This is a genomic window from Dysgonomonas sp. 37-18 (assembly GCF_001899125.1).
Classification (GTDB): domain Bacteria; phylum Bacteroidota; class Bacteroidia; order Bacteroidales; family Dysgonomonadaceae; genus Dysgonomonas.
In genome coordinates, this window is record NZ_MKVC01000013.1 from 142219 (window position 1) to 162599 (window position 20381).

A 20381-nucleotide genomic window follows, 5' to 3' on the forward strand; every position below is an offset into this window, starting at 1 on the left:
AGATGAAGAACTTAAAATTTAAATTAATACAGAAATGGAACTTGAATTAAAGCATTTGGCTCCGTATTTGCCGTATGGGCTGAAAGGAATAGCCTATGTATCAAAAGATATAGCACTAGACTATGTAGATATTATAGGATGCAATCGTAGCGAACTTTATTGTGAGTATACCTCGGAAAGGTATAAGAATATGAGTGGTACAAGAAAATGGTTTGATCTTTATGAAGTCAAGCCTATCCTTCTCCCTATATCCTCACTCTACACAGAAATGGAAGATGGGAAAGTGCCGATGAAAGTAATAGGTGAAATGTTAGAATATGACCTAAAGAAATATACATACGATGATGGAGATGTATTCTATGGATTTGATTTAACAGATGCCTCTATCCCGTATAAAGTACCTATGGAAGATAGAGAAATATACTTCATCTATTTTGACTCTCAATCTCATTGGTTCTATATGGTTAATCAGTTTTTAGAAGTAGATTCTAATTGTGAACATATCCCATTCAGTTTAGAGGTTGCCGATTATTTAGATAGCCTTCATTTTGATTGGCGTTACGGCTTAATAGACAAAGGACTGGCACTAGACAAAACAAAAATAAAATGAAACGATTTAAGGAAAAAATAAAAGCTATATGGCACATCATAACCGATAGCGAGTATATCGTTTTTACTGCAACTATTAAAAACAATAAGCTTCAATCAGGTTGTGCCTTAATCTCTGATAACGTAAGTAATATTACGATTGATTGTACTATAGAAACATTAGTTAAAAATTTATAGCTATGGAATTTAAAGGAACAAAGACAAGAAAAGGCGAACTAAAATGGATTCGCTCAAATATGGGATTTCAAGTATTAACGGCTGATTCTTATTATTCAGTTTGTGAAGCTGTTGGAAAAAGAGGGCAAGAAGAACAGATTGCCAACGCTCAACTAATAGCTGCTGCACCTGAACTGCTACAAGCATTACAATCATTTGCAAATGGTATAAGAGAAAGAGGCTATGCAGGTCACCTATCAGATTACTTAAAGTATGCTGATACTATCATCGCCAAAGCACTCGGAAAGGAGGCAGACGATGAGTAAGGATGGTATAGTAATGATGGTACTTCTTTTTATTGTTATGGTAATATCAGCAATAGTAGTCACCATCCAAGACGAAACGATAGAGGTCTATGAGAAACACAACGAGATGCAGCAGCGAGCTATAGATAATTGCAGAGAGAATAAAATATTTTCCGATTCTATAATTAACATACTTGAGAAAATTAAAGTAACAAAAATTACAATAATAGAAAAAGATACAGTGAGCAATGAGTAAGATAACAACTTTCGAGCAAGCAAAGAGATTACAAGCATTAGGAATATATATAGTTTCTGATTGCGGATATGTAGGATATACTAAAAGCGGTGAGCTTGTTTCTCGACGAAAATTCAAAGAGGATAAAGATTATCAACTTATTCCTTCATGGATAAGAGTATATACCGTTTCAGATGCTCTTGATTGGGTAAGAGAGGAGTTTAATCTGATGTGTGGTGTGTATCCAACTATGAGACCATCTACAGCAATTGATAATCCAAAATGGGCTGCCTATAGGTGGTCAATAATGGAATATGAACGAGATTCTGAAACAGGTATAAATAAAGTGGAATATATTGAAAGAAATGAATGGTTCGACACTCACCATCTCGCATCTTCTGCCCTACTTGATGCAGTACTAACCTATTTAGAAGAAAAGAAATGAAAGAAAAAGATATTATTGCTTGGTGGTCAGGTGGTGTATCATCTGCTGTTACTTGTTGGCTGTGTATTCAGATATTCGGAGCTGACAGAGTAAGAGTGATATTTCAAGACACCCGAAACGAGCATAAAGATACTTATCGTTTTTTGAAAGATTGCGAAAAATGGTATGGCATCGAAATAGAAACTATATCAAGCAAGGAATTTAACTCTATACAGGAGGTTTGGTATAAATATAAATCTCTCAGTGTTGCGGGGGGGGCAATTTGTTCTACTGAATTAAAGCGCAATGTTCGCTTAGAATGGGAGAAAGAAAATACTTGGACTCATCAGGCTTTTGGGTTTGATCTAACAGAAGCACATAGAGCAGCCTCTATGATTAAAAATAGTCCTCATGTAAATGCTATATTCCCTCTATTGTTCTATGGATATGTGAAAAAGGACTGTATAAAAATATTAGAAGATCATGGTATTGAAATACCGTTCACTTACAAGAAAGGCTATGAGAACAATAACTGTGACGAGACTGGGTGCACTCGTGGAGGTATTGGATATTGGCAGAAACGCCAAAGGGAAGAGCCCGAAAAGGTAATAGCTATGGCTATACGTGAACATGAACTAACGAATCTGGCAGGTAAGCCTGTCACAATTTGTAAAGACCAAAGCAAAGAAGCTAAAAAGAAAGGCGGTTTTGTTCCTGTGTTCCTAATGCCACACCCTGACTATCCAGATGTTAAAGATATATCAATGATGAAAGGTAGACCGCCAGAACCATTAGTCGAATGTAACGGATTTTGCGGTCTTGATGATTTGAAAGTATACTTTAAAAAGAAAGAAAAACAACAAGTATTACAATTTTAACCCCTCATTAATAACAGATAAAGAATAGAAGATATGAGTTTCAAATATTCAGTCATAGGAGACAATACAATAGAAAACAGAGAGCATCTGGAGAAGTTGGGGTATGATAATAATAGAATACTATATCTCAAAAAGAATGAATACGATATTATAATATCTGTATTCTTTGATGATGGTACTTATTCATATATGGAGGTTGATAAAGAGGAGCTTGATGCTTGGGTTGATAGTAATGAATGCAACGGTATTGAGGCTATCAACTGCATCGGCAACCCTCAATTATTCCAAGCTGTAACAGCTATGAGGGATGATAGCGATTATTTGCAGTGGTATAAAACAGACTTCGACAATAAACTTATCCCCGATTTAAAAGAGATGTATTTATGTGAATCGAGAGAGTTTTTCGGAATCACAGTGAAATACAAAGGTGAGGATTTCGTAATAGGATCAGCAGGCTTTCACAAATCCACCCTCGCCGAGCTTCAATCCCATTTCCAACGTGTATAGAAAAACTCACTTTCCTATACATGAAATTTTAACGTGTATAATTTTTAAAGAAAAATAGATATGATACACCTAACAGATAAACACATAGCCGTAGAGATTCCAGAGGATGCCTGTAATGTGCAAATATCAGATAACGGATGCTTTTCATACAAGACGGTTATCAATGAGTACAGAAGCTCATATTGCATTACATCTGGATTTAATAATCATTCTTTAGTCGGCGTTACTCCGCTAACAGAGGAACAATGGGATACTATAGTTTATAAATTCGAAGGATACGGATATATGAATTATTTAGTTAAGCCTCAATTCGGTGGATATTCAATTAAAAATTCAATGGAAAGTGGCATCTCTCTTCTCAAATCAAAAGGACTCAACCCCAACAAGAAGTACGCAATTATTAAAATTGAAAAGGAATGAAAAAGATAATGTTTAATGATCGGTTCGGACTTACCGATGCAGTTTTAGAAGGCAGAAAGACTGTTACAAGGAGAATAGTTAATATAAAAGACTGCTCCGAATCACATAAGCACTACAATGGTGCTGATTGGAAAGATGAACCGATGCAACTTATCATCAATAAGGATAAAGACGGCTCGGGTTGTTATTGTTATCTGTGCGGTAATGGTGTTAGCCCAAAGAATAAGTATTGCGGTATTCCTTTACCCTACCAAGTCAGTGAGGTTGTCACTATTGCCCAACGATATGAGGATATTATTAGCGGTGCTAGGTTTGATAATTGGGAGATAAAAGAGCTTCAATTATCAGCGGGATACACAAATAAGATGTTCGTCAAAGCAGAGCTCATGCCAAATAAAATAGAAATATTAAATGTAAGAGCCGAAAGGCTGCAAGATATTACCGATGAAGATTGCATCAAAGAAGGAATAATGGAAACTAGATACAAGTCTGCATCTGGTGAGTGGAATAAATATTATTGGCATTTCGGTGTGACAAAAGATAATTGCCCTCATGGACAATATAAAGAATATAAAACCCCTCGTGAAGCATTCGCCTCTCTTATTGACAAAGTAGGTAAAAAAGGTACATGGGAAAGAAACCCTTATGTATTCAGATACGAATTTAAGAAACTCAAATAACATGAAAGAAATAAAGTTTACGATCCCTACATCTTTTAAAGAATTAAAAGACAGTATAATTATTAAATTAAAGTGGTTGGGACATCCAACAAGAAGGCAAAACCACGCTAAAGTTCTCACAGAACTGGAAAAAGAGATATGTGCTGAATTAAATAGCGGTTATTGGTCGGCTGATATTTCAGAGACTATGCGGAAATCATTGACTGGTGGATATCCGAATGGCAAAATAAACAGATTGATAAATAAAGCATATAGAGAACTCAAATAATATGGAAAGATATAAGGTTTGTCATTATTGTGGCTCTATGGTTGATGTGTACAATACATATTCAGAGTGTTTTCCTGAATCTAACATTTACTATTGCGATGATAATTGTTACCGTAAAGAAGAAAAGCGAGAATCGCCAAAAGATATTGAGAAATTCAATGAAAACTATAAAGAATAAATAACATGGAAGAAATAAAAGCAGGGGATATAATGCTGAATAATTGGTTTATAGGGTATGATGGTAAACCATTTCAATGGAAAGGATATCATTTTGGAATGATAGAAAATGAAGTTGAATGTGTAACTATTGACGAAATAATCAAATCTGCCATCCCCCTAACAGAAGATATACTGTTGAAGGCAGGGTTTAAACGAAACAAGTTTGGGATTGATCCTTATAATTCAAGTGATGGATGGCTTAACTATTCTTTCGGGCTTACAATTTGGAATGATGGTCGATTATTTTATGGCTGGATAGGTGGAAACATTGAGGTAAAATATCTCCACCAACTCCAGAATCTATTCAAATCACTAACAGGAAACGATTTAAAGATAGAAGTATGAAAGCAAAAATAGTACAAGGCGGAATAGGCACTTATGAGGTATGGGTTAAAAGAAGTTGGATTCTGCCATATCAACCTATTTATGATGGAATGTTCCCTTTCAGAGGGTCACTAAAAGAAGCGAAAGAATTGGCTAACAAAATAAATAATAAGTAACCCATGAACGAAGAAATAAAAAAACTGATAGAGCTTAGAATAAATGCAGGAGTAATTGAGAATCGTAGCAACTACGCTCTTTTCAATGAAGGTATGCGTAAAGGTTCTGAAATAGCTAAAGAAATCATCCTCTCCAAGTGGCAAGAAGCTGAAAGGTGGAGAAATGTAGAAGAGGAATTGCCGGATATAGACGATTATTTACAACACTCCGTTGTTGCTTATCTTGTTAAACTGGATTCTGGTGCATACGCATTAGCTGTATATCATGATGATGGTATATGGTTAGAATCTGGAACAGAGCATGATTTAAACGTTACCGAATGGAAACCCATATCATAACATAACGGAAAGAAGATGAAAGTATACATATCAGGCCCTATTACCGGGATGCCTTACGAAGAAGTTGAAAAAGCATTCAACGATGCAGAAATAAGACTTCAAGAGCAGAGTCACGAAGTAGTAAACCCACTTAATAATGGTTTGCCTCGTGAATCAACATGGAACGAACACATGAGAGCCGATCTAAAGCTATTACTTGATTGTGATGCTATCTACCTACTCAAAGGCTATCAAAACTCAAAAGGAGCGATGATAGAATACGATTTAGCAAGGATATTGCACTTTGATATAATAGAGCAACTAAAATGAAGGAACTAATATTAGATTTAAGAGATAGCTCGGTTGCTTTGATTGGAGTATTATGCCAATTCATCTGGGATATACTGAGAATTATATTTTTTATAATAGGATATCCGTTCTCTATGTTTTATAGACTATTTATAAGCCCTTTTCATGTATCAGTATGGTATAAGTATCATTTCACTGATTACTATCAAAAGCATCTAAATAAATATACTGTTCAGCGTATGTTAAGGCTATTAAAGTTTGATAGGGCAAAAAGGCATAAATCATTATATGTTAGAAATGAGCGAAAATGGGCTGTTAAAATATTAAAGAGATATAGATACGAAAACAGTAAATCTCATAATTTATGACATTTTTTAAAAATATTCCCGGTTTAAATATCAAAAGTGAGGGTTCGTCACCGAGCTAGTACAACAAAATGTAACAAAATGAAAGTATACAGAATTAAACACAAGCCGACTGGGTTGTTTTGGAACGGATTTGATGATACACTAGATGAAAAAGGATCCGTAATACAATATAAACCTGATCTTTCAATTGGACTGTTCGTTTGGACTTGCGACACATCAATAACACCTAGCGATCAGTGGACTAATATTATCATCCCAGAATCAGAACTAGAAGTAAAAGAATACGACTTAGAAGATTAGCCATGGCAAAAAGAAAAGGAAGCACAGGTATAGAAGTAGCATTAAGATATAAGCGTTTTTCTGAATTAAGAAAGCAAGGTCTAAAAGTAGAAGATATTGGAAACATAGTCGGCTACGATCACTCAACAGTATCATACGGAGTAAAAATGTACAACAAGAACCAAAGCATGTACGATAAGATAATAGAAGCGAATAAGTAGATTTTAAATAGTATTTGGATATTAAATAACAAAAAATACAAATGAAAGTAGGTACAAAAAGTATATTATTCGGAGTCCATTTCTTTTTATGGCATCCAATATTAGTGTTTATAGCCTGGTGGAAATTATACGGATTCCCGTATGATCCTAGATTGTGGGTCTCTTTTATTGTCCACGATTTAGGGTATTGGGGCAAACCGAATATGGACGGAGAAGAGGGTGAAACTCATGTGGAACTAGGGGCGAAAGTCATGGAGTATTTATTCGGTAAAGAGTGGGGTGATTTCTCTCGTTATCATTCTAGATTTTATGCAAAGAAAGACAATAAGAGACCCTCTAAATTATGTATAGCCGATAAACTTGCCATGTGTTTAGAACCTACATGGTTTTATTTGCTTCGCGCATCTCTAAGTGGAGAAATACATGAATATATGGGGAATGCTATAAAAAGACAAGATAAGGGAGAGCCCTTAACTAAATACGAATCGATGAACCTTAATCTTAATTCTAAAAGAGCTTGGTTCTCTTCGTGTAAATCGTATATGTTGCGTTGGATAGACGAACACAAGGACGGGAGAGAAGATACATGGACACCAAAAACAACCTAACAATAAAGGCAACCCCACATCACTAAGGTTGCCTTATCTTTTCTTTAAACCTAAATAAAAAGTACTCTGCAATACAAAGTTAGTAATAATTTAAATTGCATAGTATATGGAAACCGTTAAAATTCAAGAGAAAGGATTACTTCAAAAGAGAATTACCGACCTAGAAAACTACCAAATACAATTAGACAAACTTCGTGAAGTAGAAAAGATAGTTCTAAAGTCAGACTTAAAAGACATAGATACTATTTACAAAGTGTACGATTGGGTAACTCAATTATGCAAAGAACGAGAAGAAATAAATAACTTCAGGTACGATACAAAACATTACTTCTTAATTATCGCTGCATTGCTTTATTCGCCCCGGATATTTGCAGGGCAATTCCTTGAAAGAGGCAAGCGGGATGTTATCGCAGATGTCCTAAACTTATCACCTTCTCATATTTCAAATAGTTTGCGTTCTGTTTGCTCGTGGTATAAGTACTACAAAGACTTTCAGCTCTCTCTTGACTACCTTTATAGTGAGATATTGTTTAGGATTGAGTTAAATCAGATGAAATGATAGAAGAATTAAATATAGACATAGACATTCCGGATATTGACTTTGACATGGCAATAGCCGACAATGGATTTGATAACCGTTACAAGAGAGCTAAAGTTGCAAAAGAGTTACCGGGGAATAAAATTAAATATAGCAACGCCTTAAAACTAGCAAAAGGCATCAAACTAGATAAGGGTATTCGTTACAACTGCATAGTAGCAGGCAATTTCATTTTCGGTGATTTTATCGAAGCATTCATTGTCAATAATAATGCAAAATGTAAAAGGCTCACTATATCTACACTATCATTAGATCAAAATAATGTAGATAGCCTCTTTAATTTAATCAGCGGTCAGTTTGTGGACGAATTAAACCTTATCCTTTCAGATTACTTCTATGCACATGAAAGAAAGTCTCTGATCCCATATATCTATGACAAGTTAGATATAGATAATCGTTTTCAATTAGCATCAGCGGGGAGCCACACAAAGATTGCGATGTTTGAAACTTTAGGAGGAAAGAAAGTCGTAATTCATGGAAGTGCTAATCTGAGAAGCTCTAGTAACATAGAGCAATTTGTAATAGAAGAAAATACCGAACTATATGATTTTTGGATGGAGTACCACATGAACATCATCCAAGAATATAAAACAATAAACAAAGAGGTCAAACGAAACAAGTCCCTAAGAGGTCAAAAGCTATGGGATATAATTAATAAGTAAAATTATGGCATCAGGAAGCACCGGAGGTGGAAGCGGATCACGGATAAGAAGGTCAACATCTGCAAGTAGAAGATCACCAAGTTATCAATCATCAAATTCGGGTGGGGCAAATTATGTTCCATTCTGATAAAACGAGGATAAAACGAGGATTAATATAAATGGGAGTAAAGAAAAGCAGCTTAAAAAATCTAGAAAAAGGTTCTCGGTTTACATCGCAGAACCAACCTAAAAACGCAGGACGCAAGCCATCAAGATTTAAAGAGATAATCGGAGAACTTGATGAGCTTGGAGAATCTTTGTCTTTGGAGGATTTCAACAAAGTTGTTAAATCGTTGCTAATACTCAACAAAGACCAGTTAGTGGATCTCGCAAAAAAAGAAGATACCCCTATTGCTGTAGTTATTATTGCTTCTTCGATAGCCGGAGATATAGAAAACAAACAACTAGGAAACTTGGATAGATTGCTTGATCGAGTATATGGGAAGGCGACACAGAAAAATGAGGTTACAGGCAAAGACGGTAAAGACTTAATCTCTTCTATTCAGATAATAGATAAAACAGGACTATTCAAATGAACTTAGACATCGAGATAGTAGATAAAAAAGAGGATATAAACCCCGAAAAACTGCAAGCTACTAAAGTATTCGGAATAGTAGCACAGGCAGTCAAGATGGGGTTTACGACTGTTTCATGTCAAGGTAGTAGCCGAAGCAGCAAGACATATAATATCCTTATACTGCTTATCGTGTATTGTCTGATTATCCCTAATCTATCAGTGTCAATAGTCCGATCTACATTGCCAGCTATAAAAGGGTCGGTATTTCGAGACTTCAAAGATATATTATTTAGATTAGGCATTTTTGAAGATAAGTGTCTAAATAAAACAGAAATGATATACACTTTCGGGAATGGCTCTTTTATTGAGTTCTTTTCTACCGACTCAGAACAAAAGTTAAGGGGACGTAAAAGGCATATTCTTTATGTAAATGAAGCAAATGAGATATCACATATTGAGTGGGTGCAGCTCCAAATGCGTACAACAATGTATGCAATAGTAGATTATAACCCATCATTTAGTGATGATCATTGGTTGTGTGATTTAAACAAAGAAGAAAAGACATTTCATTTCATTTCTACATATAATGATAATCCGTTTTTAGAGCAAACAGTAATAGACAGCATTGAGAGCCTTGAACATAAAAATAAGTCTCTTTGGCGGATATACGGTTTAGGTTTGCAGTCTCAAATCGAAGGATTGATATTCAAGAACATCGAAATAGTAGAAGAAATCCCTCAATGGGTTAAAAAGAGTTGGATAGGACTTGACTTCGGATATACTAATGATCCAACAGCAGCGATTAAGGTATGTTTATTGGATAATGATCTTTATTTAGATGAATTATTTTATAGCACACACATGTTGTCTGGCGATATAATAAGGCAGCTGAAGCCGTATCATGATATGAAAATTATATCAGAAAGCGCAGACCCAAGATTGATACAAGAAATAAAAAATGCTGATATAAACATCTATCCAGTAGAGAAATTTAAAGGTTCTATTGTTGCCGGTGTACAAAAAATGGACGAGTATAATATAAAAGTAACACGCCGATCTACTAATCTGATAAAAGAGTTCCGAAATTATGTTTGGATGCAAGATAAAGATGGTAGATGTACAAATATGCCAATAGATAATTATAATCATGGTATAGACGCAAGTAGATATGTTGTCCTTTCCGAAATATTGGGTAGATATAGAAAGGCTTTAGACTTAACAGGAGTTTTCCACTAAAAACGAATATATGACATTACAAGAGATACTATCACAAGAAAATATAGCCGATAAGATAAAACTTATTAAACAGGCTAGGAAAACACCCATAGTTGAAGTAGAGCAGTTAAAAAAAGATTGGGATCCGATGCTTCACGATGTTATGGATAAGACTTTACGCCCTGACGAGATAAAAGTTATAAGCCCGGAAGAAAAAGACACTTTGACAGGAAAAGTTACCAAAGCTGCTATTACAAAAGATGAGCCGGTTAATCGCATTCCCTTACCGCTCGAACAGGATATCGTGAATATTCATACTGCATTTACTGTAGGTAATGAGCCTGATTTGACATGTGAAACAGAAGATGATAAAGAAAAAGAGCTATTCAAAGTCGTAAAGACAATAGACCGAAAAAACAAGGTTAAATATCTCAATAAAAGGATTGTTCGTTCATGGCTTGCTGAAACAGAAGTAGCTGAATATTGGTATACAGTTGAAGATAAAAGTTTTTGGAAATTAATACTCAATAAAGTAAAATCTGTTTTTGGTGTTAAGGCTAACGCTACACGTAAATTCAAATGTGCTGTCTGGTCGCCTTTCCGTGGCGATACTCTTTGGCCATTCTTTGATGATGCCAATGATTATAAAGGCTTAGGACGTGAATATATGATCAAGCAAGCTGATGGCACTACTATTAATTACTTCCAGTTTGTAGATGATAATTCAGTATATCTATGGGTGCAAAATGGTGCTGACTGGTCTAATGCTCCGGGGTATCCATTTAAGCATAACTTCAAAAAGAACCCAACAATATACTCATACAGGGAGAAATCATTATGCGCTAATATAAGACCTATCAGGAATAGGTTAGAAACAATAATATCTAACTATGGAGATTGTATTGATTATAATTTCTTTCCTAAGTTGGTTGCAACCGGTAAAGTTATAGACAATAATCCGAAGGCAGCAAGAGGGGGTCTTGTAGAACTAGAAAATCAAGGAGACTTAAAATATCTTTCATGGCAGCAAACGCCTGAAGCTGCAAAACTAGAAATAGATACACTTACAGAGAATGCTTATTCCCTCACAAATACACCTCGTATAAGCTTTGAAAACTTACGGGGTATGGGGAATGCTTTCTCTGGTATAAGCTTTAAATATGCTTTTATGGGTGCTCACATGGCAGTAGAAATGCACGCTGAGACATTAGGAGAGCATTTGCAACGACGTTATAACTTTCTTGTCTCTGCTATAGGGTCGGTTAATACTGCTTATGCTGATGCGTCTGAGACTATCGATATAGATGTTCAGATTGTACCTTACATGATCGATAGTACTTCTGACAAGATTAAAAACGCTGCTGATGCTGTTATGGGTGGTATCGCATCACGCAAGACAGGTATCATACTTGCTGGATTAGTTGAAGAGGACAATGTAGATCAGGAGCTTTCGGATATTGAGGAAGACGAAAAGAAGAAAAATGAAGTAAGTAATTATCCTATAGGAGTATAACTAAAATTTAATAAGTATGAAAGCAATCCTAAACTTTCTACGCTCTCTATATCACAGAGAGAATAGACCAACGAGAAGATATAAGAGTGGTAAACGAAAAAGAATTTAAGATCATGAATCGATTTAAATTCAAAATATCACAGGATACCTCAATAGGTAGTAGCTTGTCAGTAAATATTCGGCCTCGCAAATGGTATGTTGCTTGGTTATGGGTGAAAGTGTTTGTAAAATATATATTTAACATCAAAAATTAGTTATGAGAAAATTTAATTTATTTGACAAGGTGTTATTCACACCAGAAAACAGCACAGAGAAAGTTTTAGCTTGTATTGTCGGCTTTACGACCGATGAAGAAGATGGATGTATCATTGACAGAGAATCGGGAGGTGTTATTGAGCCAGATGAACATGCTTATGTCCTTATACAAGAAGTAGAGGGTTTTGATGTCAGTCTTACTGAATGCCAAGAAAGTGAAATTGAAGCGGTTTTAAGTCTCAAGGCTTGATGTTTTCCAAAGTGGTCGTATTTGACCACTTTAATTTTTTATTTCATGAACAGATACGAAAATAAAGACAATGAAAACTATCTATAAATATCCCATTGATCTCACAATAGAAAAACAATGCCTTTGCCTTCCTGAAAACTCACAGTTACTATCAGTACAGATGCAAAATGAAAAGTTATGCGTTTGGGCTTTGATAGACGAGAGTCAGCCATTATCAATGGTTCGGTTTCATATATTCGGCACAGGTGATAATTTGCCGGATGATTTGAATACTGTTTTTCTTGGTACAGTTCAAGATGGTATATATGTTTGGCATGTCCTTTATGAGAGGTTATAAACAGATCCAACCATGAGAACCGATACCGTAAAGGATATAATAGAATTATTTGATAGTGCCGACATAATGATGGCTTATCACGATGTACTTTGCGGTGATCTGATTGCAGAAGGTTGTTCGAGGGTTGTTTATGAATGTGATTACGATAAATCATGTGTTGTAAAAATCCACAAGAATGTAGACCGGTTACCGTCTGATAATATCCTCGAATGGGAGTTATGGGAAATGGTAAAATATATGACTAATGATGTTCCGAAATGGTTTGCACCTTGTGTAAGAATATCCGAAAACGGACGTATTCTTATTCAGAAGAAAACAACTTCACTTACTGATAAGCAATGGAATAATATAAAAGAGATACCAACATACCTATCAGATGTAAAAAGATCAAACTTTGGAATGTATAAAGGTCATGTTTGCATGCACGATTATGCTTTTACGTTGTATCGATTAGGTATTAGCAATAAGATGCGTAAAATATCAAAAGAAAATAGAATAAGATAATGAACAAATACGACTCCCAATATCGCCAAACCCAAATAAAGATACTAAAAGACCTAGAGAACATCTATGGTGATTTAGTAGATGAGCTATTGGGGGTTGCTTCTTTTCTTAGCATTTCGGATAAAGAGTATTTCTTATTCAAGAATTACCCTTCAATCAAGAATAAAGCCGACGATTTAATAAATAAGCTAAAGTTATCAGTTAACATTTACATAAATAATAAGATTACGGACGTATGGGAGCTGTCAAATCAAAAGAATGATGCTTTAGTAGACCAACTATTCAACAATAAAAATAAAGTCGCTCCAAAAGCTTTAAAATCGCCTAACATAAAAGAACTAGAAGCATTCAAGAAAAGCAAGATCAAAGGTCTTACTCTTTCTGATCGTGTTTGGAGTTCAAATGCAAACCTAAGAAGCGAACTTGAATCGGCTATTTCAGCAGCAATAGAAAAAGGGCAAAGCGCAAAATCACTCGCAACCGACATTAAGAAGTACCTTAATAAACCCGATATGCGTTTTAGGAAAGTTCGGGATAAGTTCGGTAATTTGGCACCATCTAAGAACGCATTACAATATTCACCGGGACAAGGTGTCTATAGAAGTTCTTACCAGAATGCTTTGAGGTTGGCAAGAAATGAGATTAACAGAGCTTACAGAGAAGCGGAATATCTAAGATTTCAACAAAACCCAGTCGTAATAGGCTATCGTATTCAAAATTCAAACAGGGTGTCAACTGTATGTCCTATATGTAGTGCTATGAATGGACTTGTATTTCCTAAGACATTTAAATTTATTGGTTTTCATGTGCAATGCATGTGTGTCACTATACCTATACTTGCAACCGATGAAGAGTTTGACAGAATATTGGAAGATGAAAGATATTCTCCTAAACAACCTGATATGCCAAAAGGGTATTACGAATACTTTGACAAGGATAATAATTTAAAGAAAAATGACAAGAAATAGATTTTAAACCCTATTTGTTGTTTCCTATCATTTCTCCTTAAAAAGTTTAATTAAATCGGTTTCGGTTATGGCATTGCCTTGAATTTATCCTTTAATACATCAGGTATATACACTATCAGATTCCTTTCATTTATACCGATAGCAGACAATACAGTTTCAAAAGTATCAGTCGCCCTAAAATTTGCATCATGCGATATTAAGACTGAAACGTTATTGTATATGCTCATAGGAACGAATAAAGATTTATGTTTTATACCCCGATATGCTAAGTCTTTATAGCAAGCAACGAAAAATTTAGGGTACTCCATTATGTTGTACATCTTAAACTTGATGAACTCAAACTTATCTATTTGAAAATAGATACTATCCGCATCATTAAGCATGTCGCTATTCAATAACACCTTTTCCATACTCATTTCTTTTTCATTTCATATACTGCACCGCAATTCTCACATATAAATATAGATTCTTTCCTATTATATAAGTCGGGAACTTCAACTCCTAAATTATCCGCTATCATTTGAAGCGTCTTATCAGTCGGATTAGCCTTTCCGTTGGCGATATTGCTTAAATTACCTTGTGGCATTCCTATATGTTCGGCAAATGAATTTATAGTATATCCTTTACCCTCTATTAGTTCTTTGATTTTAAATCTACTCATATAATGCATTATTTATATGCAAATATAGACTATTATATTATAAAAACAATACATGATCGCTATAATTATATCATAAAATATATTTTTAACACTTTTTTATTTGATATTTATATTTTATATACTATATTTGTGGTAGATATTTAAGTAATAAAAAATATAACCATTAATAATTACAGATATGAAAGCAATAGGATATTTCAAAACAGTAACAGGCGATAGATTTTACGTAAAACCAATCAGAGGCGGTTATTATGGTGTATATAATAAATTAGATATGAGCTTAGAAAGCCTTTGCTTATCCAAAGAAGAAGCTGACAATACAGCGATAGAATTAAATAACTTAAGAAAGTAATAATAGCCCCTTCGGGGGGCAATCTCTTATGCAATGAAAAAAGAAAATGTAATAAAAGGATTATGCTCTGTTCTTGCGGTAGCAAGGATAGCCCAAGAAAATGATACAAGACAAAGTAGCGTGTCACTACTTATAGACAATAAAGATAAAGAGACTTTAGATCTCCATACGAAATACTACAACGAATTTATGGATGTATTTAACCAATTAATCTAACCTCCACCTTATTAACAATAAAAGCAAAGACAATGAACAAAGCAATATCAATAAAACAACCATGGGCATATTTGATATGCGCCGGTATAAAAGATGTAGAGAATAGAACATGGCCAACTAAGTATAGAGGTCGTGTGTATATTCATGCGAGTGCGAAGCCAGTTGGGCAATATTTTAGTGAAGGTGTATTTACAGCCGATCAGTTGAATTACTTAATCCAATCTAAGAAAATAAATCTAATTGAAAAGGTTCAGCTATCTGCGATCATCGGACATATTGATATAGTTGATTGTGTAATTAATCACGATAGTATTTGGGCTGAAAGATCAATTATTCATCAAGCAAATGAATCCGATCCAGATACAGAAGATGATTTAATTATCTACAATTGGGTACTTTCTAACCCTGTCCTATTCGACAAACCTATTCTCAATGTAAAAGGAAAGCTTAGCTTTTGGGATTGTAGCGAGTATTTAGTACCAACTAATAAAATATAAGAAATGAATACCACTGATTACAAAACAGGATGGATCGAGCGTTCTTGGATTGAAATAAAAAAGGACTCTACTTTCTGTTTTATAAACGATTTTAGATGTAAGATTTCGGGATTGCCTTTAGAAAAGGTGTGCTTAATGGTAAAAAGAACGAACTTCAAGCACCGAGGCAATGAGACAGACGAACTAGATTGCTACAACAGGTCTTCAACGCCAGATAGATATAAAGATGTCTGGGACGAATGGGACGAAAAGAGACGATGCGCAATACAGGAAATTGAATCTATTGCGAGGACGTTCAATCTGAAAGTTATAATTAAATCATAACCCCTCCCCTTTCTCATGTTAAAGGGGAGATAAAAGAAAGAAAAGATGAAACTAATTTTAGATGGAAAAGATTTCGAGCATATACCTGAAATGTCTTGCTATAATAACAACTATTTTAAACATCGCGAAACTGGTATTGTAATATATGAACATTGCGATGAGAATTACCAAGTAAATGAATATACAGATGTAACAAACCCAGAAAAAACGTACTTCTTAGGGTGCTGTTCATGCCATAACGGAGAAAGCTTATCTTATAACGAAGAGATAGAGGTGGAATTTAAAATACAATATACTTAAAAGAAAGAGAAGATGGAAAAAGTAAAATGCAATTGGTGCTTTTGCGAGTTTGATAGCAAAGATAACCGCTTTGATGATTATTGCCCTGTATGTCCTAAATGCGATGACAAGAACAAAGCAGACATGGATAAAGCAATGAGTGAATTTTTCCAATATGAAGCCGAATGTAATAGAAAAGACCAAAGGGTTATTAATGCTATTAAAACCGTCAAAGGAAACTCTTTTCATAAATCATTAGGCGATCTGATAGAAGATTTAGATAGAACGTCGGGTTATTCAATTGTAGATAAACCGAAAGGAAACTATCAAAAAGAATATTGGCATAAAGAGATTCAAGGCGTTTGGGTTGACCAATGGTGTAATGGAGGCTATTCTGGTGACGAATTTGCAGGCGATGTTTACGTAAAGATTAAACGTCAAAACAAGAAAGATAAGTATTTAAAAATACCATATTCAATGTAACCCTCATTATTAACGAAGTAAAAGGAAGAGAATGAAAAAATTCAAAGTAGCATATTTTAAAAAGTTGATAAGCTATGTATCAGCAGAACAGATGTCTTTTTCGAGAATGTGTGAGATAATCAATCAAGATATTGAAAAAGAAAAAATCAAAGCCTATAACCAAGCAATAGACGATGTAAATAAACTAATTGAAGACCACGAAGAAGAAGTTTATATCGGAGTAGTTAACGATATCCTCAAACTAAAAAACTCTACAATAGTAAATTATGACAAAGATTTGCTTAGAGGTTTTATTGGATGGCTCAGAAACAAAGATGATGTATTCTATGCTTTTGAAAATACCGATGAAGCAATTAATGAATTCATGAAAACATCCGAATCCGTTTAGTTGAATATAAATTGAAAAGGGAATGAAAATATGGGATCAAGAACGAATTTCGGTATTTCCACATACCGCCACAACGATTTAAGCAACATCTGCATTATCATGCCATCATTGAGCATGAAATATTTTTACCCTCAAAACGTGCAGAAAGGAATTATTGACGATACGAACATTGACATACTGAAAGTAGTCGAAGCCGTAAGCGGATGGGAGGGCGATGATATCACTCATACTGCGCAGGAATATTTGCCGACTGTGATACTTCTGCAAGGTTCATCAAGTAACAGAGGCTCTTTTGTTATAAACTATTTAAAAGATGATAGAGGTAATATATTTTACCGTGTGCTTTCTTTTTCTGACTACAAAACTGCCAATATAGATCAGATCGAAAAAGATTTAAGAGACGAAATGCAGATAGGGCAAATAGTTGAACATGGAAAAGAGCTTGACAATTTAATTAGAAATCTAATTTAGCTACACATAATCCCCACTTCAAAGACACTCTAACTAAGGGTGTCTTTTTCTTTTTATACCCTCAAAACAACACGAAAAACACTACTTGCGCACAATTGCGCAACTGTTTATTCACAGACTTTAATTTCCTTCCTTCCTGCTTCGTTCCTAAGTAATTTTATACTACAAAGATTACGAACGAAAATAAATAAAAATGAAAGAAAAACTATTAGTAGCACTGAAAACGAAGTATAAAACCTTTGGGTTTGGTGATAAGGCGTTTGACGGGGTGGCTGACTACCTTTCTAAAACCGTCACAGAAGAAAGTGCAATCGAAACCGCTATTAGTGGGGTCGAAGGTCTTTTAAAAGCATTTCAGGGAGATATTGACACAGTACGAAACGAGAAATCGGGTCTACAGAAACAATTAGACGAACTGAAAGCAAAGGGTACTGAGAATAAAGATGATCCGACAAAACAAGATCCACCTAAAGATGTCCCAGAATGGCAAAAAGCTATTGAAGGTCTTACGGCAACGGTTCAAACGCTTGCTTCAACAGTTGGATCGCAACAGGCAGAAAAAACACATGCTACACTATCTCAAAAGCTTACAAGTATACTATCTGAAAAGAAAGTGCCTGAATGGTACTCTTCTGATATTTTAGACGGTAGAACTTTCAAAGACGAATCAGAAGTAGATGCATGGGCTGAAAAAATCGGCACTAAATGGGGAGAGCGTAATCAGGAGCTTGCAAACAACGGATTTAAAGAAACAGTACCTCCATCTAGCGGTAGCGAGAACGTAAAAGAGTCTGAGGTTATCGCAGGGATGATAAACACAGGAACTAAACAAATTGTAGAACAACAAAAACAAAATTAATTATGCCAGCAGGAGTTAGTTATAACCTGAACGCTGAACCGGTAATCGAGGAACTTTGCCGTTTTGAAACAGTCTTCCGTCATTCGGGAGGTTTCAACTTGGACGATTCTTCTTTAACAGATGGATATATTGTTCCGGTATTAGCACCAATAGCAGTGGATTTTACCACTCGTAAAGTAAAGGTTGTTAAGAATGCTACTATTGTTGAAGCTGCTAATGCATCAGCCACATCGTATAAGATTGCTAAGAACTCTCTTATTGCAGTTGGTATGTATTTAGGAACAGGAGCAAAAGGAGCAGAAGTAACAGCAATTGATAAGACAAACGCAAGTTATGATCTTGTAACAGTAGCAGCCACAATCGGTGCAGCCGTTACAGTCGGTCAGGTTTTGTTTGAAGCAACAGCAGTAGGAGGAACAACCCCTAAGAATGTAGCCAACAAACTTAATTATGCGATAACTAAAGTAGAAAGCGGAGAAACAGTAACAGCCGTTGGACGTGCTTATGAGGTAATAGAAAGTAAGCTTAAACTTCCTATCTCTGACAAGGATAAAGCTTCTCTAGGTGATAATTTTATGTTTCAACCCTAATAAATTATAAGCTATGCAATTGACATTAGATAAATTATTCAACGATGCAAATATCGTAAAAGCGATAATTGACAGGGTAATGCAAACAAAGCTAGACACTATCTATTGGAAGCGTTATCTTGACTTTGAGCAAACAATGTCACGCACATTCAAGACTTATCTTGGAACTGTGACAGGTGTAACAGCAGGATCAATCATTGACAGGAACTCGAACAAACCGCTTCGTGAACGCCGGTCTATAGGACAAGGTTATGGAGAAGTTGCTTATTTAGGAGACCGTTATCAGATGGATAACGACCGACTAGATCAGCTTAAATCTTTGATTGATAAATACAATCAGGCTAAAACAGCCGATCAAATAGCTGCAATGAATGCTATTATTGATTATATCACAGACGATTTGAGACAAGTACTTCTTGCGCCTCACAAACGTATGGATTTGGTTGTAGGTTCTTTGAGATCAACAGGTAAAGCGGAGGTGAAGCTTGCAGATAATCCGCAAGGAATTGAGCTTCTTGATATTGAATTGCCGGTTAAGTACTACACACCATTAGTAGGCGATCAGGATAAGTTTATTACTTACCTGAAAACATTGATCGAATCACTTCGGGCAACTATTGGCGCATTCTCAGTTCTCGAGATGTCACGATCTACCTTCAATAAATATATCATCGGAGCTGCCGAGTTTGGAACAAACTATAAGATGATATTCGGTGGTGCGCAACTAGCATCTGCCGGGGGTCTTATGACTGACGCTATGGCTAATCAGCTATTCACCGGTATAGGATTACCTCCAGTACGTATAGTTGAAGAATATGTAGCAACAACAGACGGAGGTTCAGTTTCAACATTTGCAGACAAGCGCGTAACACTATTGCAATCGGATAAGATCGGTAAGATGATGTGGCATGAGCCATACGAAGCAAGTGATCCAATACCGGGTAAAGTTTATACTCGCTCTGAGGGTGGTATGTATATATCACAGGTTAGAACTGAGGAAGGACGTTTCATGGAGTATGGCGCTGAATGGATACCAAATATCGCTGCACCTCATAAGATTGTAAACTTAGATTTGGTTAACTTCTCATAAATATTTCTA

General features: G+C 35.3%; 40 protein-coding genes. 38 read left to right on the forward strand and 2 right to left on the reverse strand.

Annotated elements, in window-relative coordinates; all coding sequences use genetic code 11:
- The first annotated feature begins 34 nt into the window (after window positions 1-34).
- The 28 genes from BGO84_RS05350 (at window position 35) to BGO84_RS05485 (ending at window position 14162) form a co-directional block, all read left to right on the forward strand.
- The gene (locus BGO84_RS05350) at window positions 35-610 is read left to right on the forward strand and encodes a hypothetical protein (RefSeq protein WP_291028183.1); all 576 of its coding nucleotides are present in this window, start codon (window positions 35-37) and stop codon (window positions 608-610) included.
- On the forward strand, window positions 607-786 hold the full coding sequence (locus BGO84_RS05355) for a hypothetical protein (RefSeq protein WP_291028185.1): 180 nt from the start codon (window positions 607-609) through the stop codon (window positions 784-786). Before BGO84_RS05350 ends, BGO84_RS05355 begins: the two co-directional genes overlap by 4 nt.
- A gap of 2 nt (window positions 787-788) precedes the next feature.
- The gene (locus tag BGO84_RS05360) at window positions 789-1091 is read left to right on the forward strand and encodes a hypothetical protein (RefSeq protein WP_291028187.1); all 303 of its coding nucleotides are present in this window, start codon (window positions 789-791) and stop codon (window positions 1089-1091) included.
- Complete coding sequence (locus BGO84_RS05365; RefSeq protein ID WP_291028189.1) at window positions 1084-1326, forward strand: hypothetical protein; 243 nt, start codon at window positions 1084-1086, stop codon at window positions 1324-1326. Before BGO84_RS05360 ends, BGO84_RS05365 begins: the two co-directional genes overlap by 8 nt.
- A complete protein-coding gene (locus BGO84_RS05370; protein WP_291028191.1) occupies window positions 1319-1750 on the forward strand; it encodes a hypothetical protein in 432 nt (143 codons plus the stop codon). Before BGO84_RS05365 ends, BGO84_RS05370 begins: the two co-directional genes overlap by 8 nt.
- Window positions 1747-2607, forward strand: coding sequence for a phosphoadenosine phosphosulfate reductase family protein (locus BGO84_RS05375; RefSeq protein ID WP_291028193.1), 861 nt, complete (start codon window positions 1747-1749; stop codon window positions 2605-2607). Before BGO84_RS05370 ends, BGO84_RS05375 begins: the two co-directional genes overlap by 4 nt.
- A 33-nt stretch (window positions 2608-2640) precedes the next feature.
- Window positions 2641-3114: a hypothetical protein gene (locus tag BGO84_RS05380; RefSeq protein ID WP_291028194.1), complete on the forward strand. Its 474-nt coding sequence runs from the start codon at window positions 2641-2643 to the stop codon at window positions 3112-3114.
- Between the two features lie 60 nt (window positions 3115-3174).
- Complete coding sequence (locus tag BGO84_RS05385) at window positions 3175-3534, forward strand: hypothetical protein (protein WP_291028196.1); 360 nt, start codon at window positions 3175-3177, stop codon at window positions 3532-3534.
- The gene (locus tag BGO84_RS05390; protein WP_291028198.1) at window positions 3531-4214 is read left to right on the forward strand and encodes a hypothetical protein; all 684 of its coding nucleotides are present in this window, start codon (window positions 3531-3533) and stop codon (window positions 4212-4214) included. The genes BGO84_RS05385 and BGO84_RS05390 overlap by 4 nt, the downstream gene beginning before the upstream one ends.
- A gap of 1 nt (window position 4215) precedes the next feature.
- Window positions 4216-4482, forward strand: coding sequence for a hypothetical protein (locus BGO84_RS05395; protein ID WP_291028200.1), 267 nt, complete (start codon window positions 4216-4218; stop codon window positions 4480-4482).
- Window position 4483: 1 nt separating this feature from the next.
- Window positions 4484-4660 (forward strand): hypothetical protein, encoded by a 177-nt coding sequence (locus BGO84_RS05400; RefSeq protein WP_291028202.1) that lies wholly within the window; start codon window positions 4484-4486, stop codon window positions 4658-4660.
- Window positions 4661-4665: 5 nt separating this feature from the next.
- On the forward strand, window positions 4666-5046 hold the full coding sequence (locus tag BGO84_RS05405; protein WP_291028204.1) for a hypothetical protein: 381 nt from the start codon (window positions 4666-4668) through the stop codon (window positions 5044-5046).
- Window positions 5043-5201 (forward strand): hypothetical protein, encoded by a 159-nt coding sequence (locus tag BGO84_RS05410; RefSeq protein ID WP_291028206.1) that lies wholly within the window; start codon window positions 5043-5045, stop codon window positions 5199-5201. Before BGO84_RS05405 ends, BGO84_RS05410 begins: the two co-directional genes overlap by 4 nt.
- A 3-nt stretch (window positions 5202-5204) precedes the next feature.
- Window positions 5205-5540: a hypothetical protein gene (locus tag BGO84_RS05415; RefSeq protein ID WP_291028208.1), complete on the forward strand. Its 336-nt coding sequence runs from the start codon at window positions 5205-5207 to the stop codon at window positions 5538-5540.
- Between the two features lie 15 nt (window positions 5541-5555).
- Window positions 5556-5849 (forward strand): DUF4406 domain-containing protein, encoded by a 294-nt coding sequence (locus tag BGO84_RS05420; protein WP_291028210.1) that lies wholly within the window; start codon window positions 5556-5558, stop codon window positions 5847-5849.
- 425 nt (window positions 5850-6274) lie between these two features.
- Entirely contained in the window at window positions 6275-6496 is a 222-nt protein-coding gene (locus tag BGO84_RS05425; RefSeq protein ID WP_291028212.1) for a hypothetical protein, read from the forward strand.
- Between the two features lie 2 nt (window positions 6497-6498).
- Window positions 6499-6696, forward strand: a complete 198-nt coding sequence (locus BGO84_RS05430) for a hypothetical protein (protein WP_291028214.1) — start codon at window positions 6499-6501, stop codon at window positions 6694-6696.
- Window positions 6697-6737: 41 nt separating this feature from the next.
- Window positions 6738-7304, forward strand: coding sequence for a hypothetical protein (locus BGO84_RS05435; protein ID WP_291028216.1), 567 nt, complete (start codon window positions 6738-6740; stop codon window positions 7302-7304).
- Window positions 7305-7410: 106 nt separating this feature from the next.
- On the forward strand, window positions 7411-7863 hold the full coding sequence (locus tag BGO84_RS05440; RefSeq protein ID WP_291028218.1) for a hypothetical protein: 453 nt from the start codon (window positions 7411-7413) through the stop codon (window positions 7861-7863).
- Complete coding sequence (locus BGO84_RS05445) at window positions 7860-8564, forward strand: hypothetical protein (protein ID WP_291028219.1); 705 nt, start codon at window positions 7860-7862, stop codon at window positions 8562-8564. The genes BGO84_RS05440 and BGO84_RS05445 overlap by 4 nt, the downstream gene beginning before the upstream one ends.
- A 4-nt stretch (window positions 8565-8568) precedes the next feature.
- Window positions 8569-8691 carry a hypothetical protein gene (locus tag BGO84_RS05450; RefSeq protein ID WP_291028221.1) on the forward strand — a complete coding sequence of 41 codons (123 nt, stop codon included), beginning with the start codon at window positions 8569-8571 and terminating at the stop codon, window positions 8689-8691.
- Between the two features lie 31 nt (window positions 8692-8722).
- Window positions 8723-9139: a hypothetical protein gene (locus BGO84_RS05455; RefSeq protein ID WP_291028223.1), complete on the forward strand. Its 417-nt coding sequence runs from the start codon at window positions 8723-8725 to the stop codon at window positions 9137-9139.
- The gene (locus BGO84_RS05460; RefSeq protein ID WP_291028225.1) at window positions 9136-10356 is read left to right on the forward strand and encodes a terminase large subunit; all 1221 of its coding nucleotides are present in this window, start codon (window positions 9136-9138) and stop codon (window positions 10354-10356) included. The genes BGO84_RS05455 and BGO84_RS05460 overlap by 4 nt, the downstream gene beginning before the upstream one ends.
- Window positions 10357-10366: 10 nt before the next feature.
- A complete protein-coding gene (locus BGO84_RS05465; RefSeq protein WP_291028227.1) occupies window positions 10367-11848 on the forward strand; it encodes a phage portal protein in 1482 nt (493 codons plus the stop codon).
- A gap of 256 nt (window positions 11849-12104) precedes the next feature.
- Window positions 12105-12353 (forward strand): hypothetical protein, encoded by a 249-nt coding sequence (locus BGO84_RS05470; RefSeq protein ID WP_291028229.1) that lies wholly within the window; start codon window positions 12105-12107, stop codon window positions 12351-12353.
- A 70-nt stretch (window positions 12354-12423) separates the two neighbouring features.
- Window positions 12424-12690 (forward strand): hypothetical protein, encoded by a 267-nt coding sequence (locus BGO84_RS05475; RefSeq protein ID WP_291028231.1) that lies wholly within the window; start codon window positions 12424-12426, stop codon window positions 12688-12690.
- Window positions 12691-12702: 12 nt separating this feature from the next.
- The gene (locus BGO84_RS05480) at window positions 12703-13194 is read left to right on the forward strand and encodes a hypothetical protein (protein WP_291028233.1); all 492 of its coding nucleotides are present in this window, start codon (window positions 12703-12705) and stop codon (window positions 13192-13194) included.
- Entirely contained in the window at window positions 13194-14162 is a 969-nt protein-coding gene (locus BGO84_RS05485) for a hypothetical protein (protein ID WP_291028235.1), read from the forward strand. Before BGO84_RS05480 ends, BGO84_RS05485 begins: the two co-directional genes overlap by 1 nt.
- A gap of 65 nt (window positions 14163-14227) precedes the next feature.
- Here the strand turns inward: BGO84_RS05485 and BGO84_RS05490 are convergent, their stop codons facing one another.
- Window positions 14228-14572 (reverse strand): hypothetical protein, encoded by a 345-nt coding sequence (locus BGO84_RS05490; protein ID WP_291028237.1) that lies wholly within the window; start codon window positions 14570-14572, stop codon window positions 14228-14230.
- Between the two features lie 2 nt (window positions 14573-14574).
- Window positions 14575-14823 (reverse strand): helix-turn-helix transcriptional regulator, encoded by a 249-nt coding sequence (locus BGO84_RS05495; protein ID WP_291028239.1) that lies wholly within the window; start codon window positions 14821-14823, stop codon window positions 14575-14577.
- 178 nt (window positions 14824-15001) lie between these two features.
- Between BGO84_RS05495 and BGO84_RS05500 the strand changes: the two genes are divergently transcribed.
- The 10 genes from BGO84_RS05500 to BGO84_RS05545 all read left to right on the forward strand — a co-directional run bounded on the left by BGO84_RS05500 (window position 15002) and on the right by BGO84_RS05545 (window position 20372).
- The gene (locus BGO84_RS05500; protein ID WP_291028241.1) at window positions 15002-15175 is read left to right on the forward strand and encodes a hypothetical protein; all 174 of its coding nucleotides are present in this window, start codon (window positions 15002-15004) and stop codon (window positions 15173-15175) included.
- Window positions 15176-15423: 248 nt separating this feature from the next.
- Window positions 15424-15888, forward strand: a complete 465-nt coding sequence (locus BGO84_RS05505) for an ASCH domain-containing protein (protein WP_291028242.1) — start codon at window positions 15424-15426, stop codon at window positions 15886-15888.
- A gap of 3 nt (window positions 15889-15891) precedes the next feature.
- The gene (locus tag BGO84_RS05510; protein ID WP_291028244.1) at window positions 15892-16212 is read left to right on the forward strand and encodes a hypothetical protein; all 321 of its coding nucleotides are present in this window, start codon (window positions 15892-15894) and stop codon (window positions 16210-16212) included.
- Between the two features lie 45 nt (window positions 16213-16257).
- Window positions 16258-16512 carry a hypothetical protein gene (locus tag BGO84_RS05515; RefSeq protein WP_291028246.1) on the forward strand — a complete coding sequence of 85 codons (255 nt, stop codon included), beginning with the start codon at window positions 16258-16260 and terminating at the stop codon, window positions 16510-16512.
- A 12-nt stretch (window positions 16513-16524) separates the two neighbouring features.
- Window positions 16525-16974, forward strand: a complete 450-nt coding sequence (locus tag BGO84_RS05520) for a hypothetical protein (RefSeq protein WP_291028248.1) — start codon at window positions 16525-16527, stop codon at window positions 16972-16974.
- 31 nt (window positions 16975-17005) lie between these two features.
- The gene (locus BGO84_RS05525) at window positions 17006-17362 is read left to right on the forward strand and encodes a hypothetical protein (protein WP_291028250.1); all 357 of its coding nucleotides are present in this window, start codon (window positions 17006-17008) and stop codon (window positions 17360-17362) included.
- 30 nt (window positions 17363-17392) lie between these two features.
- A complete protein-coding gene (locus BGO84_RS05530; RefSeq protein WP_291028252.1) occupies window positions 17393-17833 on the forward strand; it encodes a hypothetical protein in 441 nt (146 codons plus the stop codon).
- A 193-nt stretch (window positions 17834-18026) separates the two neighbouring features.
- Entirely contained in the window at window positions 18027-18692 is a 666-nt protein-coding gene (locus BGO84_RS05535) for a hypothetical protein (RefSeq protein WP_291028254.1), read from the forward strand.
- Window positions 18693-18694: 2 nt separating this feature from the next.
- Window positions 18695-19282: a head fiber protein gene (locus BGO84_RS05540; protein ID WP_291028256.1), complete on the forward strand. Its 588-nt coding sequence runs from the start codon at window positions 18695-18697 to the stop codon at window positions 19280-19282.
- A gap of 13 nt (window positions 19283-19295) precedes the next feature.
- The gene (locus tag BGO84_RS05545; protein ID WP_291028258.1) at window positions 19296-20372 is read left to right on the forward strand and encodes a hypothetical protein; all 1077 of its coding nucleotides are present in this window, start codon (window positions 19296-19298) and stop codon (window positions 20370-20372) included.
- The last annotated feature ends 9 nt before the right edge of the window (window positions 20373-20381 follow it).